Consider the following 15444-nt stretch of genomic DNA (forward strand, 5'->3'; position numbering starts at 1 on the left):
ATCAATATTTTGATTCATTCTTTGAAATTAGAGCAATCCTAAAAAATAAAAAAACCGCTAATCCTTTTTTGGGAAAAGCGGGGAGATTTGAAGGGGGAAGTCGAAAATCGGAAGGAGTAGCTAAACCATTAAGGAATTAAGGTTTTTTAAGGGATTCATAAAGAGACAAGGCAAGAGGAGAAAGGGGAAAGGGGAAAGGAGAAAGGGGGATTTCGGAGATTTTGAACAATTAAGGAGTTGAGAGACAATTTTCTTATTCGGAAATCTCGACTCCAAGGGAGTCGAACTCTAGAGAAGAAAGTATAATAAGTGTCAAATAAAATCAGGACGTGACACAAACAGCTAGATCTTTTTAACCGCTTATTACCTAAAACTGTAGCGAATACCAATATTGGACCTCAAGTTAAAATACTCATTACTTAAAAATACATTCGGTGAAGCTTCCAATAAAAAGGCAAACCTTCTGTGGTTTTCAAATGGCATGATGCTAAACCCTACAGGTATGCCCAACCGAATAGAATCATAGAAATAGTAGCCAGCCATAAAACCTACATGGAAATTGAACCAATCATCTTGAAACAGATTTCTGTGGACAGCACCTTCTATACCAAAATTTGTTTCCAGGATATCGGTAGCCTGAAACCTAAGGTCCCCAAAATACTTTTGGTTCAGATCGGTACCTATGGCCACCTGACCTACCAATCCTGAGTGATGAATCCCCACATGCGTGGGTCTCAGTTTACTTTGCGCTTCTGCCTGAAAACAAATGAAGGTAGAGAACACCACAAGAATGAGTAGACGTTTTAGAAAAATCATATAATTTAAAATTTAGACATACGTCGAAGGTAGTAGTTTTTTTTCCTAAACAAAAAATCTCCAAAAAGCTATTTCAAAAAAAAATGTAATTTTGGGGATTAAAATCTCCATATATATGTATATTAAGAGATTATAACCACTAGATATGCAAATAAACCGAGTACTCCAAGAGGAATTAACCAAAAGAGTGGACTGGAAAAAAGCAATTATCCTTCTTGGTCCAAGACAGGCGGGAAAAACAACTTTAGTGAAATCCTTGGCTCAACAATTGGATCAAGAGTTTTTACTATTAACCGGGGATGAAGCACAAACCGTTAGATTTTTATCAAATGCTAATTTAGAATTCTTAAAAAGCTTCATAGGTAAGTCTAAAGTTATAATCATAGATGAGGCTCAGCGAATCCCAAATATAGGATTGACACTGAAACTCATGATTGACCACTTTTCTGGCATACAGCTAATTGTTACAGGATCTTCCTCTCTAGAGTTGGCAAGCTCTGTTCACGAGCCTCTCACAGGTCGAAAGTGGGAATATAAATTACTTCCAATCTCATGGGAAGAATTGATAGCTTGGCAAGGATTAGCAAAGACTTTAACCAAACTTGAGAACCTACTGGTTTTTGGTTCTTATCCTGAAATTATTACACATCCTGGAGAAGAAATCCCTTTACTTCAAAATCTTTCCTCAAGCTACCTATACAAAGACCTCTTGAATTTTCATGGGATAAGGAAGCCTGAATTACTAGGTAAAATTCTTCAAGCATTAGCCTGGCAGGTAGGTTCTGAGGTCAGTTACAATGAACTTAGTAGGACAGTCCAAGCTGATAAGGCTACCGTTTCAGCCTACATAGACTTATTGGAAAAGGCTTTTATTATTTTTAGACTTAACCCGTACAGTAGAAATTTAAGATCTGAAATCAGCAGTAGTAGGAAAATATACTTTAGCGATAATGGGATGAGGAATTCAATTGTCGGGAATTATTCCCCACTGAGTAATAGAAATGATATCGGACAATTATGGGAGAATTTTTTAATAACAGAACGTCAAAAACTGCTCAACTACCATGGCTTTCATGGAAAAACATATTTCTGGAGGACCAGCAGGGGACAAGAAATAGACTATATTGAAGAAATTGATGGGCAAATCTATGCTTTTGAATTCAAATGGAACCCAAAGGCAAAATCAAAATTTCCAAGCAGTTTCTTAGAAGCCTACAACCCAGTACTTACCCAAACAATCCACCAAGAAAATTTCTGGCAATGGTTAGGCACCTATCCATATTAGCAACGGCAATTGTATTAGATTTTTCTTCCGCGGTCCGCCCCCTTTCGGCATGTCATGAAGCCCTTAAAATTTCCATAGGAGGCTTCTTGATGATTTTGCTTCCATTGAGCCAACCCAACAAAATCGTCAGGAGGGTAATGGCACCATAAACGATCAAAGCTTCCTCATAAGCCCCTCTGAATGGCAATTGAAAAACAAACTTACTGAGTAAAAAGGTGGCCAAGAAGGACAATAAGATGCCACTCAGGGATGCTAAGGAACCCAAAAAGAAATATTCCATGGTATTGATCTTGGTCACTGTACCACTGCTGGCCCCAATGGTTCTCAACAAAATACTTTCCCGCATTCTTTGGTACTTACTGATGATCAGAGAACTGATCAATACCAAAATCCCAGTGACGATACTGAACAGTGCCATAAATTGGATCACAAAGCTGATTTTCCCGAGAATTTCCTCCAAGGTCTCGACAATGGCTCCCAAATTCACTACGGAAATATTGGGGAATTCCCGGACCACTTCTGCTTGGATATCCGCCGACTGCCTGTCATTTTTCGTTTTTGTAATCAGTACATGGAATTTCGGGGCATTGGCCAATACATTGTCTGGAAAAAGCACCAGAAAATTCGTAGAAACCTGATTGAACTTGATATCTCTAAAGCTTCCTACATAAGTAGTGATTCTTCTCCCCTGCACATTAAAGACAATCTCATCCCCTAGATTGATCCCTGTCCTTTCTGCATAACCCTCATCCAGGGAGATAAACACCGAATCCCCCGGCTGTTCGTAGGGACGAAGTTCTCCTTTTACCAAACGCTCAGAACTGATCAGACTGTCCCTGTAAGTTACCCTGAATTCCCGATTATAAAGGTTTCTAGATCTTCGTAATTCATCTGGCAAGGTATCATTGGCCTTTCTGCTCAAGCCATTAATGGACTCCAGTCCCATCGTCACAATTGGCACCTGCTGAAGAATGGGCAAGCCTTTATTTTCTATTTTTGCTTTGACTGCTTCCACTTGATGTGTCTGTATATCAAAAAGCAACATATTGGGTTGGTCGTCCTTATCAGCCAACCTCGCTTCATCCAACAATTGATTTTGCACGAAAAACAGGGTGCTGATCATGGCTGTGCCCAGACCAATGGTAGCAATCAAGGCCACGGTCTGATTATTGGGGCGGTACAGGTTAGAGAGGGACTGCCTGATGGTATACCTCAAGGATATGGGCAGATTTTTCCGGATCAGCCACATGATTCCCAAGGCTACCGCCCAGAGACTCAAAAATGCAAAAATCACAAAACCCGTAAAGCCTAAAGCCACTTTCCAACCCCCTATTAACAGCCAACTAAACCCAAAAATAAAAACTACAATACCTACGATCACCATCCATCTTGCCGCATCTTTGCCCATTTTCACTTCTCCTTCTTCTGGACGTAAAGTGGCCATTGGTGATACTTTTCTGATTTTCAATAAGGGCAATAGTGCAAATAAAACCGAAACGAGTAAGCCCGTCAGAATCCCAAATCCTATACTTGCCCAAGAGACCCGAAAGCTTACCTCCACCGGTAAAAAATCAGCAAATATAGCAGGAAGAATAAATTGCAAGGCGGATCCTAAGAAGGCCCCTACCGTTGCTCCAATCAAACCCATAATCAAGATCTGAAACAGATAAATACCGATCGCTGATCTGGAGGAAACTCCCAAACACCTGAGTACAGCTACAGATGGCAATTTCTCCTTTACAAAAACATTGACGGCACTCGCAACCCCCACGCAACCTAACAACAAAGCAATAAATGCCACCAAGCTGAGAAAGTTACCTAGGTTTTCAAATGACCTTCCTGTACGTTTTCTTCTTTCATCCACTGTATCGGCACTGATTTTATCATCCTCCCAAACAGCCTCATTTAATTTTATCAATTCACCGGGATTCACCGACTCCGGCAATTCATAATAGCGCTCATAGCGCAAACGGCTGCCATACTGTATCAGGCCTGTAGCCTCCACATATTCCATAGGAATATAGACTGCAGGTGCCACCGTGGCCGTAATACCTGTTTGCCCAGGCACCTTGTCCAGCTCCCCATCTATCACAAAAGCCAGTTCCCCCACCTTGATGCTGTCTCCAACGACTGCATTGAATTGGGCCATAAGAATTTTTTCCACCAAAGCCTTTCTACCTCCCTGTCGGAAAGTACTTTCAGCCGATTCGGGAACTGTTTCCAGCTTTCCATAAAAAGGGAAATCCCCTTCCAAAGCCCTGACCTGAGTCAAGCGGCTTTCTCCCGATTCCGGAAAAACCACCATACTGGCAAAATTGACTTCATTGGCTATATTCAAGGCCAAAGTATCCGGTCCTTGGACCCCTATTGGACTGCTTTTGCTGAGTACCAAATCCGCTCCTAGCAACTCCTTGGACTGCTGATCAATGTCCTTTTTCAAATTTTCCCCAAAAGAACTAATACCCACCAAGGCCGCAATCCCTACCACCATGGAAGACACAAATAATAATAGGCGCGAGAAATTCTTTCTAAAATCCCGTAACGCCATTTTTATGATCCATGAAAAATCAACCATGTTTATCCTCCTGTATTTTTCCGCCTTTGATGCGGATAATTCTATTGGTCCTTTTCGCCAGCTCAGGGTCGTGTGTAACAAGCACCAAGGTTGTCCCCTGCTCCTTATTTAAATCAAAAATCAGATCCTCTATCATGTCTCCCGTCTCCGTATCCAGATTACCAGTAGGTTCATCTGCAAAAAGAATCTTAGGTTCATTGGCAAAGGCCCTGGCAATGGAAACCCTTTGCTGTTCCCCTCCCGACAATTGTGTGGGATAGTGGGTCATCCTATCCCCCAAACCCACTTTTTCTAATAGTGTTTTCGCTTTCTCTTTGGCATCTTTTCGCCTTTTGAGCTCTAGAGGAACCATCACATTCTCCAAGGCAGTAAGGGTCGGCAAAAGCTGAAAATTCTGAAAAATGAATCCAACATATTGATTTCTTACCGCAGCCCTCTGGTCTTCATTCAATTTTTCAAAGGCATTGCCCTGAAGGACTACAGATCCTTCTGTAGCAGAATCCAGTCCCGCACATAACCCCAACAAAGTTGTCTTTCCACTGCCAGAAGGGCCAACAATGGCAATACTCTCTCCGGCTTGTATATCGAAATTGATTTGATCCAGTACGGTTAATTTTCTGCTTCCACTCTGATAGGTTTTGGAAACATTCTTCACGCTCAAAATGCTCATGTAAAAGGAAAGTGTTTAGGAGTTCGGAAATTTAACAATATGAAACGGGAAAAAGGTTTATTCCGTTGGAAATAAATCAAAACTCCAGTCAAATTAAGGCTTTGGAAAAAAGATAATTTGTAAATTAAACGGTCCTCAATAATTTGATTAATGGCCAATATTTTAGAAACCAATGCATATTCCTACAAGTTATACATTCAGCATTTATCCCATGAAGTCAATGAACCTTAAAAACTTGCTTCTTTTCCTTTTATTAATTGGATTTCTTTCTTGCTCGGCACCTAAAGAAGAGAAAAGCACTTCAATAGAAAGTCCAATTACACAAGAGGAAGCCGAGCAAAAAAAACTCATTCTATTTTTTGGCAATAGTCTCACTGCTGGCTATGGCATTGAGGAAGAAGATGCCTTTCCAGGACTGGTCGCTACCAAAATCGATAGTTTAAATTTGGAATATCGGGTCGTCAATGCGGGACTGAGCGGAGAAACCACTGCCAGTGGATTAAGTAGACTGGATTGGTTTCTTGAGGAAGAGCCTGCTATTTTTATTTTGGAATTAGGAGCCAATGATGGATTAAGAGGGATCAGTTTGGATGAAACCAAAAAGAATCTGAAGGCCATGATCCAGAAAGTAAGAGAACGGTTTCCTGATACTGTCATCATCTTGGCCGGCATGCAGATACCGCCCAATATGGGACAAGCGTATACGGCTACTTTTGAGAAAATGTACCCTGAGGTAGCTAAAGAAGAAAAAGTACATCTGATCCCTTTTTTATTGGAAGGGGTAGCGGGAGATGCTGAATTGAACCTTCCAGATGGCATCCATCCAACAGAAGCAGGGCATCAGATTGTTTTTAAGACCATCTGGCCTCACCTGGAAAATTATCTATAAAGGGCTATTCCCTCAGATACCTACGGTAAAGGTGTTTGTTTCCCCTCTAATTTCATCGCAGTATTTGACATTTTCAATACCATCTGCTGCAGGTGCTTAACAATAAATAAGCTGAAATTTGAATATTTGATTTTTTTTACAAACTTGTAATACAATCGTAAAAATTTTATAAAACATGAGTTTTGAAATCAAATCTACCGGAGAGGTATATGATGTGATCATAGTAGGCTCCGGTGCCGGTGGGGGCATGGCTTCCAAGATTCTTTCAGAAGCAGGATTGGCTGTTGCAGTATTGGAGGCAGGAAGGGATTTTGACCCAGCGAAAGAAGAAGACCGCACCCAGCTCAGACCACCATGGGAATCTCCAAGAAGGGGTGCTGGTACCCGAATCCGTCCTTTTGGAGACTTTGACCAAGCCATAGGCGGATGGGACATTGAAGGCGAGCCATATACCAGAGGGGAAGGCACTTCCTTTGATTGGTTCAGATCTAGGATGGTAGGCGGTAGAACCAACCACTGGGGGCGAATTTCTCTAAGATTTGGCCCTAATGATTTCAAAAGAAAAAGTATAGACGGAATGGGGGACGATTGGCCTATTGGCTATGAGGACCTCAAATCCTATTACGACAAGGTTGATAAATTGATCGGGGTATTTGGCTCCAAAGAAGGCATTTATAATGAGCCAGATGGTTTTTTCCTCCCTCCACTGAAACCTAGGCTCCACGAGCTTTACGCCATGAAAGGGGCAAAAAAGGCTAACGTTCCCATAATTCCTTCACGCTTGTCCATGCTTACCAGGCCTATTAACAATGAGCGTGGTGTCTGTTTTTTCTGTAACCAATGCAACCGGGCTTGTCAGGCTTATGCTGACTTTTCATCAGGAACTGTATTGATCAAACCGGCCATGGCCAAAGGTAAGGTAGACCTTTATACCCATGCCATGGTGAGAGCAGTAACTACGGATGATTCAGGAAATGCTACGGGCGTATCCTATATCAACACCGTGGATATGAAAGAATACAAGTTAAGATCCAGGGTAGTGGTCTTAGGTGCATCGGCCTGCGAATCTGCCAGGATCATGATGAACTCCAAATCCAAATCCCATCCCAATGGGGTAGGCAATAGCAGTGGAATGGTAGGCAGGTACCTGCATGATTCTACGGGAGCAGATAGGATGGGGATTTTACCGGATCTGGTCGACAGAGATCGGTATAACGAAGACGGTGTAGGCGGAATGCACGTATATACCCCATGGTGGCTGGATAACAAAAACCTTGATTTTGCCCGTGGATACCATATTGAATATTGGGGAGGAATGGCCATGCCTTCCTATGGTACAGGCTTTGCCATGGATACCATGCGCAAATACCTCAAAGATGAATTTGGTAATCCTTCTCCCAATGGAGGTTACGGAGAAGGTTTGAAAAAGGACATCAAAAGACTATATGGAACTACCTTAGGGATGTCAGGTAGAGGGGAAAGTATCCCGCAATACAGCAATTATTGCGAGATTGACAACAATGTGGTGGACAAATATGGCATTCCGGTACTGAAATTCCATTATAAATGGACAGATCAGGAAATCAAACAGGCCAAGCACATGCAGGATACTTTTGAAGAAATTCTCACAGATGCGGGGGCCATTCTATTGGGTAACAAACCAGGCCCTGATACCATGTATGGACTGGCAGCTCCCGGTCGGATCATTCACGAAGTGGGAACTACCCGTATGGGCAATAATCCTAACACATCTGTTCTTAATAGCAATTGCCAGGCGCATGACTGCAAAAATCTATTTGTGGTAGATGCTGGACCATTTGTATCCCAGGCAGACAAAAACCCTACTTGGACCATTATGGCCCTGGCATGGAGGACTTCCGACTACATCGTATCTGAATTGAAAAAGAAAAACATTTAAAACCTGGAAAGATGAACAGAAGAGAAAATTTAAAACTCCTTTTTACAGGTTCCTTGGCCACAGGCCTATTACTGACTCAATGTAATCCAGCTGACAAGGTAGAAGATTACAGTCCTAGAATCAGCGGTGGCACGCCTGGAGGTAGAACTGCAGAAGAAATCCAAAGAGATCAGCAGCTGTTGTCGGAAACCTTTTTCACCGAGGAAGAAAGAAAAAAACTCGATGTCCTGGTAGACATCATATTGCCAGCTGGAGATGATTCCGAAAGTGCTACTGAAGCTGGCGTTCCTGACTTCATAGAATTCATGATGAAAGACCAGCCCTCCTTCCAAACCCCTATGAGAGGAGGATTAATGTGGCTGGACAATTACAGTGATGATACCTACGGAAAAAAATTCCTGAACTTATCTGAAAAAGAAAGAATGGAAGTGATCGACCTGATCGCTTGGCCGGACAAAGCCCCTAAAGCACTAGGAGGAGCAGTAAGGTTCTTTAATACATTAAGAAACCTTACCTGCACCGGTTATTTTACTTCAGAAATTGGATTTAAATACATCGGATATAAAGGCAATACACCCAATGTTTGGGATGGGGTACCTGATGAGGTCATGAAAAAACATGGATTTGAATACCCCGCAGAATACATGGCACGCTATCTCAAACCAGAAGAAAGAGGCATAGTGGCTGTATGGGACGATGAAGGGAATTTAATAGGGTAAGTTGACATATAGAGGTTTCTGCCATGCAGGAACCTCTTTTTTTTATGGGGAAATTTTCACCACTTTTACCGACAAAACAACGCTATTTATGGGTAGTGTAAGAATTTCATTGATTGGCATTTTCTTCTCTATTTACCTTGGCTCATGTTCCAAAAGTGTAACTATGAACCGAATGGCTTCGGCAGAAATTACTGTGCCCAACCATATTCAACGTTTACTTTTGGTAGATAGGACAGCTCCTTCAAATGAGGGAGTAGCCATCATTCAGGGAATATTAACCGGAGAAGCACCTTTTGAAGTTAGAAATGCCGCAGAGGCCACCCTTACCACTGTTCAACAAGAACTCAACCAATCTCCAAGATATGAGGTAATCCGATCTAGGGAAAGGCTTCGTGGAGGGTTGTTTTCACAAACATTCCCCAGCCCTTTGACTTGGGCACAAATAGATGATTTGTGTTCAGAATATCAGACGGATGCCGTTTTAGTATTGGAAAAATTCTCTTCAGATTTTGTAGTAACTGATAAAAGACAGTTGGTAAAAGTCACCCAAGGGACTGGGAGAGATGCAAAGCAGGTTGAGGTAATGGGAGTTTACGGTGAATTTTTATAAATCAATTAACCGAAAATTAACCTAAACCTATTGTTTTCGAACCATGAATCCCTTAGTTTTGAAAAAACTAATTTTATAATGAAATCAAAATTAAGTACTGCTTTTTTCCTTTTAATGATTTTTCATTTAGGAACTACTTCTCTTTCATTTGGTCAATTAATCGGAACAAAGCCCATCAAAGGGTTTACAAGTGCATCCGATATACAGCAATTAAGAGATCATTCTGAAACCAAAGGTTTTATAGAAATCGGCGATGCTTACTCCAAAGCCAGGGGTGTCACCATATTCTCAGCAATGAATGCGTTGAACAACAGGGCCAAGAAAAAGCTCTTAGAAGAAGCGGCCATCCGTGGAGCCACTCATGTCTGGATTGAAAACAAGTTGCCTGATGATGCAGGCGTATTTGGCCGTTTGGTCAGCTACCATGCGGTTTTATATAGGCATCCTGATGTACAAATGGACCTGATCACTGTCAAGCAGGCTTTTGTCGACAACGACCTGAGAAGTGCATCCCGCATGGTCATCAATAGAAATGCATTTGGCGCCAAATACACCATTGCGGAAAATCTTTCCCTGATCCAGGTAGATCCGGAAACAGATATTTTTGAAAAAAACGGGAGGATATTTGTGGAAATAAAAATTCGAAAATCATCGGCCGAGGTAGTTTCCACCAAAAAAGAATATGAAGTGATTGCACTGGATGATGAGAGTATCATGCTTTCTGAGGAACTGGAGGAAAACAAAAAATATGCAGCCCATCTGTTTAAATTGAGCAAGAAAAAGTAAAATTGTTTATGAAAAAGTGTTCGAAAATTGGCCTTTATGCCCTCCTTTCAATGCTATGGGCATGTGGGAGACAAGAAAGTAATCAAAACCAAAGGCTTACAGAAGGCGCCTTTGAACTTGAGATCATCGATTCCTTGGTGGTAGATTATATTGGTTTGCTTTCCTGGTCCCATATCAGTCCGAATGGGCAAAAATTTCTGGCCATGGATCATCAAAGGTCAGAAATAATTCTCATCGACCACGAAGGACAGGTCATTCAAACGCTCCAGAAAACCGGAGATCAACCCGAAAGCATTGGTCCAAACCTGATGGGTAGACCACAATTCAGAAATAATGAGGAAATAGCCCTTTTAGGGGTTAAAGGACTTTCCATTTTTGACTTTAGCGGTAATTTGAGAGAACAGTTTAAGCCTGATTTCAACCCCGCTATGAATTTCATCATCCTCAACGCTGATGTTTTTCAGTTTAAAAACCCAGAGTATGCTGTTGCATTATTGGGTGGAAGAAATAGCGAAGGTTCAGGTTTCTATGAATCTGTTGAAGGCACCAAATTGGAGGCCATAGACCTCAACAGTGGTACCTATTCTGCGATTATCCCCTTTTCGGAGAATTCAAGGTTCAATACTTCGGAAATTTTCCCTGTCACCAATACCATTCCGGTACTCAGAACCACTAAAGAGGGGCTTTATATTGGTTTCAAAAATGAATCTAAGCTTTTTTACTACACCTGGGAAGATCTGAATACTCCTTCCAAAGAAATCCAGCTTCAAATAGACAACTTTCAATTAATGAAAGGAAAGGATCTTAAATCAGTTGATAGGGATGTTATCAGTTTTGATACCCGTGAGTTTGCCTATGGGGCCATCAACCATCTTTATTGGGTAAATGGTCAATTATTGGTCGGTTACTCCAAAGGTCTTTCGGACGAGGAGTACCAACTCGCTACCGAAGGTATTGATGATTTCCAGGAGATGTTTAATGCTGTTGGGCGGAAAAACAAGGCAGAATGGGCCTTGGTTGCGGAAGATGGAAGCCTTAACCCAGTAGAAATACCTGACAACCTGGGGAGGATTGAATTTGTAGACCAGGAAGGCAACTTATGGATTTCCCCCAATAGAAATGATACAGAAAGGGATTATGAAGTCCTGTTTAAGGCAAGATTGAGGTAATAATATAAAAAGTTAACTCCTGAGTATACATTAGAATTATTATGCCACGGTTAAAAAGTTATTACGGGCACAAACACTTGGACTAATGTATCTTGTCCACGCCATTGATCAGCACTTGGTACTTGGTACATAGTACCTGGTAGTTTGTACAAAGAAACATCTATTCAATCCTTTCTGTATAGGCTTTTATTAGCTTTCCCTGAAAAGTTTCAAATAAAACAAAGGACTGTACAGCTCCTTTCTTTCAGTCGGATTCCAAACCATCCTGTTGATCAATTTCCAGATTTTTGGATTGGAATTGGCCCTATGCACTACCCAATCAAATACCCTTGGGAGAAAAGAAACTTAATCCATCCACTGGATAAGCCTTTACAGCCTCCTCAAAAAAAGAAAGATTCAACCCTTTTTCCTCCAGTTTCTTCAACTCAAAAATGGTATTGCCACTCAAAGCATCCCCGCAAACCTTGTCTCTGGGAAACCTTTTTTTATCCAAAAGTGCAATCTTGAGCCCACTTTCTGCCAGATGCCAGGCAGCCGTAGTGCCTGCAGGCCCTGCTCCTATGATAACGATGTCGAATTCTCCCAAAGCAAGTTCTGTCTTTTGTCCCTTTGTTAGGGTATTGTAATTTATGAAAACTTAGCCTAGGTCAAAGCATGGGGCTCTCCTCAGTGGATAAAAATTCTTTAGGCTTTTGAAGTCCTGGGGTTTCTTGAGGCCTTTGCTTTACCAAAGCAGCAAAGGAAAATTAAAATCAGACGGTAGATACAGGAAAAGCTATGTGTGCTATGTTCTCTAATGTGGTTAAAAAAATCTCTCTCACAAATTTCCCTCTGCGATAGAGAGGGACGAAGCTTCAATGAATGTCATTTCATTTTCTGAACATTTTCCTAGATGTTGAATTCTAAAGATGACGGTCCTAAAGACAAGCTCGTAACCCCTTTTTACTTTTGCCTCCCGAAATTCTTCGGGACAAGTCTTTTACTTGGCTCTTAATTATCCTACCCATTCTTCATTACCATTCCTACCTTTGCGTTCCTTGCGGATAAAGATAATTAGCGCGGGACTTGCTAATTTCCACAAATTTCGAACTGGACAGGGCTAATCATGGCTCAGCCTTTCCTTTGCCGTCAGGAAGCCCTTTCTGGGCTGTTTCTCGTAAACTACAGATGACATGGCTATTGAGGTTCGTGGAAATTCAAAAGCCTTGCGCCTAATTTTTTTCCTCTTGCTGCCTGGATAAGCTAAAGGCCTCAAGATATTTTACTATTTCCAACTCTATAAGAATTTGTGTAATTCGAGTAATTTGTGGTTTCTTTTGATGGCTGTGCAGGGCAACAGCGCCAGCTGCTTTCCCGATGCTCGGGACAGGTTATGCGCTTAGTGTGCTTAGTGGTTAAAAATCTCCATTTTATTAAATGGAATCTTAAATATGCATAGCCAAAAAAAAGACGGTCAGTGCTGACCGTCTTTGGTATCCCTAAGGACAATTAATATTTGCCAATGCCATTTGCTTGATCTCCTTCGTTGTAGAAGCAACCAACCAAGGCCCATTGGTTTGGTTTAACGCAAATTATTTCTTCTGAGGAAACACCGCCGCATCTCCCAATTGCTCTTCAATTCTCAACAATTGGTTGTATTTCGCCATTCTATCAGATCTTGAAGCAGAACCTGTTTTGATTTGACCGCAATTGGTAGCTACAGCTAGGTCAGCAATGGTGGAATCTTCTGTTTCACCGGATCTGTGCGACATCACACAGGTCCAACCTGCTTTGTGCGCCATAGCAATAGCATTTAGCGTTTCTGTCAAAGTTCCGATCTGATTCACTTTGATCAGGATGGAGTTAGCAGACTTTTCTTTGATACCTCTTTCCAAAAACTTCACATTGGTCACCAAAAGGTCATCACCTACCAACTGGATTTTGGTACCAATCTTGGATGTCAACATGGCCCAACCCTCCCAATCTTCTTCTGCGCAACCATCTTCTATAGAATCAATTGGATATTTTTCGGTCAACTCGGCCAAATAAGCTACTTGTTCTTCCCTAGTTCTTACTTTACCGGATGGACCTTCAAATTTGCTATAATCATATTTCCCGTCCTTGAAAAACTCAGAAGCTGCACAATCCAAAGCAATGGTCACTTCATCACCAGCTTTATAGCCTGCGTTTTTGATGGCATCCAAAATACAGGCCAAAGCTTCTTCAGTTCCTCCAGAAAAGTTGGGGGCAAAACCACCCTCATCACCTACTGCAGTGCTTAGGTTTTTATCGTGAAGGATTTTTTTGAGGTGGTGGAAAATTTCACAACCCATTCGGATCGCTTCGGAGAAATTAGCTGCACCTACAGGTCTTACCATAAATTCCTGAAAGGCAATGGGCGCATCGGAGTGAGCCCCCCCATTGATGATGTTCATCATAGGAACAGGAAGGGTATTGGCGTTGACGCCTCCTACATATCGGTATAGGGGTTGACCTGCTTCCATAGCTGCAGCTTTGGCCACGGCAAGGGAAACACCCAAAATGGCGTTTGCACCCAGTTTACTTTTATTAGGTGTACCATCCAGATCGATCATAATCTGATCAATGGTATTCTGTTCAAAAATATCCATGCCCAATAACTCAGGGGCAATGACATCATTCACATTGGAAACAGCTTTCAGAACTCCTTTACCAAGGTATTTGGATTTATCGCCATCGCGAAGTTCTACTGCCTCATTAACCCCTGTAGAAGCCCCACTGGGTACTGCAGCTCTTCCAAAAGCACCATTTTCGGTAACCACATCTACCTCAATAGTTGGATTACCTCTGGAGTCTAAAATTTGTCTAGCGTGAATAGATTGAATCAAAGTCATAGTTTTAAAGGTTTAAGAGTATTATTTATTCTTCATCAAAGATACAAAATCATCGAATAAATACCTTGAATCATGAGGCCCTGGTGAGGACTCAGGATGGTATTGTACGGAGAAAGCAGGTTTATTTTTCAATCGGATCCCTGCAACCGTATTATCATTTAAATGAACATGTGTGATTTCTACGGTATCACTAATTTCTACATCTTCCCTTTTCACGACAAATCCATGATTTTGGGAAGTGATTTCACTTTTTCCGGTGAGGATATTTTTGATTGGGTGATTTAGGCCTCTATGACCATGGTGCATTTTATAGGTAGAAACACCACAGGATTCAGCCAAAATTTGGTGTCCCAGACAAATTCCAAATACTGGTTTATCAGTAGCCAAAATATCTTTGGTAGTCTTCACTGCATAATCCATTACAGCTGGGTCACCTGGGCCATTGGACAAAAAGTAACCATCCGGGTTCCAGGCTTCCATCTCAGATAAGGAAGTTTTAGCGGGAAAAACTTTACAGTAAACGCCTCTATCGGCCAGGTTCCTGAGAATATTTAGCTTAATCCCAAAATCCAGACAGGCCACCTTATATGGAGCATCTTCATCGCCAAAATAAAAGGGTTCTTTGGTGCAAACTTGAGAAGACAGCTCCAAACCATTCATGTCAGGCACCAGATTCAATTGGGCCTTAAGACCAGCAAGATCATCTTCATATTCGGAACTAATGATGGCATTCATGGCTCCTTTGGACCGTATGTGTCTTACCAATTTCCTCGTATCGATATCAGCAATTCCTGTTATCTCATATTTCACCAAATAGTCCTGTAAGGAGCCACTTGCATCTAACCTACTGAAAATTTCGGAAAAACTATTCACCACAATACCGGCAATAGTAGGATGATCTGATTCAACTTCAGTATCAATGACGCCGTAGTTTCCAATATGTGAGGTGGTGGTCACGACAATCTGACCAGTATAGGAAGGGTCAGTATAAATTTCCTGATAACCGGTCATACCTGTATTGAAACATATTTCACCACCATTGGTACCTGGACTTCCAATTAAAGTACCTTTAAACATGGTACCATCAGCAAGAAGGAGTGTAGCTTTTTGTTTGTTCATGTTATTAAAATGGACTTGCCAAAGTTAAGGAATTTT

13 protein-coding genes are annotated in these 15444 nt (G+C 41.6%); 7 read left to right on the forward strand and 6 right to left on the reverse strand.

Annotation, left to right across the window (positions count from 1 at the left end; genetic code table 11):
- Positions 1 to 363: 363 nt before the first annotated feature.
- Positions 364 to 816 (reverse strand): hypothetical protein, encoded by a 453-nt coding sequence (locus B879_RS01400; RefSeq protein ID WP_009183340.1) that lies wholly within the window; start codon positions 814 to 816, stop codon positions 364 to 366.
- A gap of 145 nt (positions 817 to 961) precedes the next feature.
- Between B879_RS01400 and B879_RS01405 the strand changes: the two genes are divergently transcribed.
- Positions 962 to 2101 (forward strand): ATP-binding protein, encoded by a 1140-nt coding sequence (locus B879_RS01405; RefSeq protein WP_009183341.1) that lies wholly within the window; start codon positions 962 to 964, stop codon positions 2099 to 2101.
- Between the two features lie 52 nt (positions 2102 to 2153).
- On the opposite strand, the gene B879_RS01410 is transcribed toward B879_RS01405, so the two are convergent.
- Positions 2154 to 4676, reverse strand: a complete 2523-nt coding sequence (locus B879_RS01410; RefSeq protein WP_009183342.1) for an ABC transporter permease — start codon at positions 4674 to 4676, stop codon at positions 2154 to 2156.
- Positions 4669 to 5346, reverse strand: coding sequence for an ABC transporter ATP-binding protein (locus tag B879_RS01415; protein ID WP_009183343.1), 678 nt, complete (start codon positions 5344 to 5346; stop codon positions 4669 to 4671). The genes B879_RS01410 and B879_RS01415 overlap by 8 nt, the downstream gene beginning before the upstream one ends.
- A 172-nt stretch (positions 5347 to 5518) precedes the next feature.
- Between B879_RS01415 and B879_RS01420 the strand changes: the two genes are divergently transcribed.
- The 6 genes from B879_RS01420 (at position 5519) to B879_RS01445 (ending at position 11437) form a co-directional block, all read left to right on the forward strand.
- Positions 5519 to 6235: an arylesterase gene (locus tag B879_RS01420; protein ID WP_009183344.1), complete on the forward strand. Its 717-nt coding sequence runs from the start codon at positions 5519 to 5521 to the stop codon at positions 6233 to 6235.
- Between the two features lie 175 nt (positions 6236 to 6410).
- Positions 6411 to 8153 carry a GMC oxidoreductase gene (locus B879_RS01425; protein ID WP_009183345.1) on the forward strand — a complete coding sequence of 581 codons (1743 nt, stop codon included), beginning with the start codon at positions 6411 to 6413 and terminating at the stop codon, positions 8151 to 8153.
- Positions 8154 to 8164: 11 nt separating this feature from the next.
- Positions 8165 to 8872 carry a gluconate 2-dehydrogenase subunit 3 family protein gene (locus tag B879_RS01430; protein WP_009183346.1) on the forward strand — a complete coding sequence of 236 codons (708 nt, stop codon included), beginning with the start codon at positions 8165 to 8167 and terminating at the stop codon, positions 8870 to 8872.
- An 88-nt stretch (positions 8873 to 8960) separates the two neighbouring features.
- Complete coding sequence (locus tag B879_RS01435) at positions 8961 to 9482, forward strand: DUF6340 family protein (protein ID WP_202949562.1); 522 nt, start codon at positions 8961 to 8963, stop codon at positions 9480 to 9482.
- A gap of 78 nt (positions 9483 to 9560) precedes the next feature.
- Positions 9561 to 10268 (forward strand): hypothetical protein, encoded by a 708-nt coding sequence (locus tag B879_RS01440; RefSeq protein ID WP_009183348.1) that lies wholly within the window; start codon positions 9561 to 9563, stop codon positions 10266 to 10268.
- Between the two features lie 8 nt (positions 10269 to 10276).
- Positions 10277 to 11437: a hypothetical protein gene (locus B879_RS01445; RefSeq protein ID WP_009183349.1), complete on the forward strand. Its 1161-nt coding sequence runs from the start codon at positions 10277 to 10279 to the stop codon at positions 11435 to 11437.
- Between the two features lie 319 nt (positions 11438 to 11756).
- Here B879_RS01445 and B879_RS01450 read toward each other — a convergent pair whose 3' ends face one another.
- The 3 genes from B879_RS01450 to carA form a co-directional block, all read right to left on the reverse strand.
- Complete coding sequence (locus B879_RS01450) at positions 11757 to 12023, reverse strand: FAD-dependent oxidoreductase (protein WP_009183350.1); 267 nt, start codon at positions 12021 to 12023, stop codon at positions 11757 to 11759.
- Between the two features lie 985 nt (positions 12024 to 13008).
- Complete coding sequence (gene eno / locus B879_RS01455) at positions 13009 to 14289, reverse strand: phosphopyruvate hydratase (protein WP_009183351.1); 1281 nt, start codon at positions 14287 to 14289, stop codon at positions 13009 to 13011.
- A gap of 21 nt (positions 14290 to 14310) precedes the next feature.
- Positions 14311 to 15408: a glutamine-hydrolyzing carbamoyl-phosphate synthase small subunit gene (carA, locus tag B879_RS01460; protein WP_009183352.1), complete on the reverse strand. Its 1098-nt coding sequence runs from the start codon at positions 15406 to 15408 to the stop codon at positions 14311 to 14313.
- Positions 15409 to 15444: the final 36 nt, after the last annotated feature.

The sequence above is a fragment of the Cecembia lonarensis LW9 genome, assembly GCF_000298295.1.
GTDB lineage: Bacteria > Bacteroidota > Bacteroidia > Cytophagales > Cyclobacteriaceae > Cecembia > Cecembia lonarensis.

What these genes read in the sequence shown, in the direction of transcription:
- B879_RS01445 (WP_009183349.1), top strand. Translation starts at nt 10,277, where the DNA reads ATGAAAAAGTGTTCGAAAATTGGCCTTTATGCCCTCCTTTCAATGCTA.
- carA (WP_009183352.1), bottom strand. Translation starts at nt 15,408, where the DNA reads ATGAACAAACAAAAAGCTACACTCCTTCTTGCTGATGGTACCATGTTT.
- B879_RS01425 (WP_009183345.1), top strand. Translation starts at nt 6,411, where the DNA reads ATGAGTTTTGAAATCAAATCTACCGGAGAGGTATATGATGTGATCATA.
- B879_RS01400 (WP_009183340.1), bottom strand. Translation starts at nt 816, where the DNA reads ATGATTTTTCTAAAACGTCTACTCATTCTTGTGGTGTTCTCTACCTTC.
- B879_RS01405 (WP_009183341.1), top strand. Translation starts at nt 962, where the DNA reads ATGCAAATAAACCGAGTACTCCAAGAGGAATTAACCAAAAGAGTGGAC.
- B879_RS01435 (WP_202949562.1), top strand. Translation starts at nt 8,961, where the DNA reads ATGGGTAGTGTAAGAATTTCATTGATTGGCATTTTCTTCTCTATTTAC.
- B879_RS01420 (WP_009183344.1), top strand. Translation starts at nt 5,519, where the DNA reads ATGCATATTCCTACAAGTTATACATTCAGCATTTATCCCATGAAGTCA.
- eno (WP_009183351.1), bottom strand. Translation starts at nt 14,289, where the DNA reads ATGACTTTGATTCAATCTATTCACGCTAGACAAATTTTAGACTCCAGA.
- B879_RS01415 (WP_009183343.1), bottom strand. Translation starts at nt 5,346, where the DNA reads ATGAGCATTTTGAGCGTGAAGAATGTTTCCAAAACCTATCAGAGTGGA.
- B879_RS01440 (WP_009183348.1), top strand. Translation starts at nt 9,561, where the DNA reads ATGAAATCAAAATTAAGTACTGCTTTTTTCCTTTTAATGATTTTTCAT.
- B879_RS01410 (WP_009183342.1), bottom strand. Translation starts at nt 4,676, where the DNA reads ATGGTTGATTTTTCATGGATCATAAAAATGGCGTTACGGGATTTTAGA.
- B879_RS01430 (WP_009183346.1), top strand. Translation starts at nt 8,165, where the DNA reads ATGAACAGAAGAGAAAATTTAAAACTCCTTTTTACAGGTTCCTTGGCC.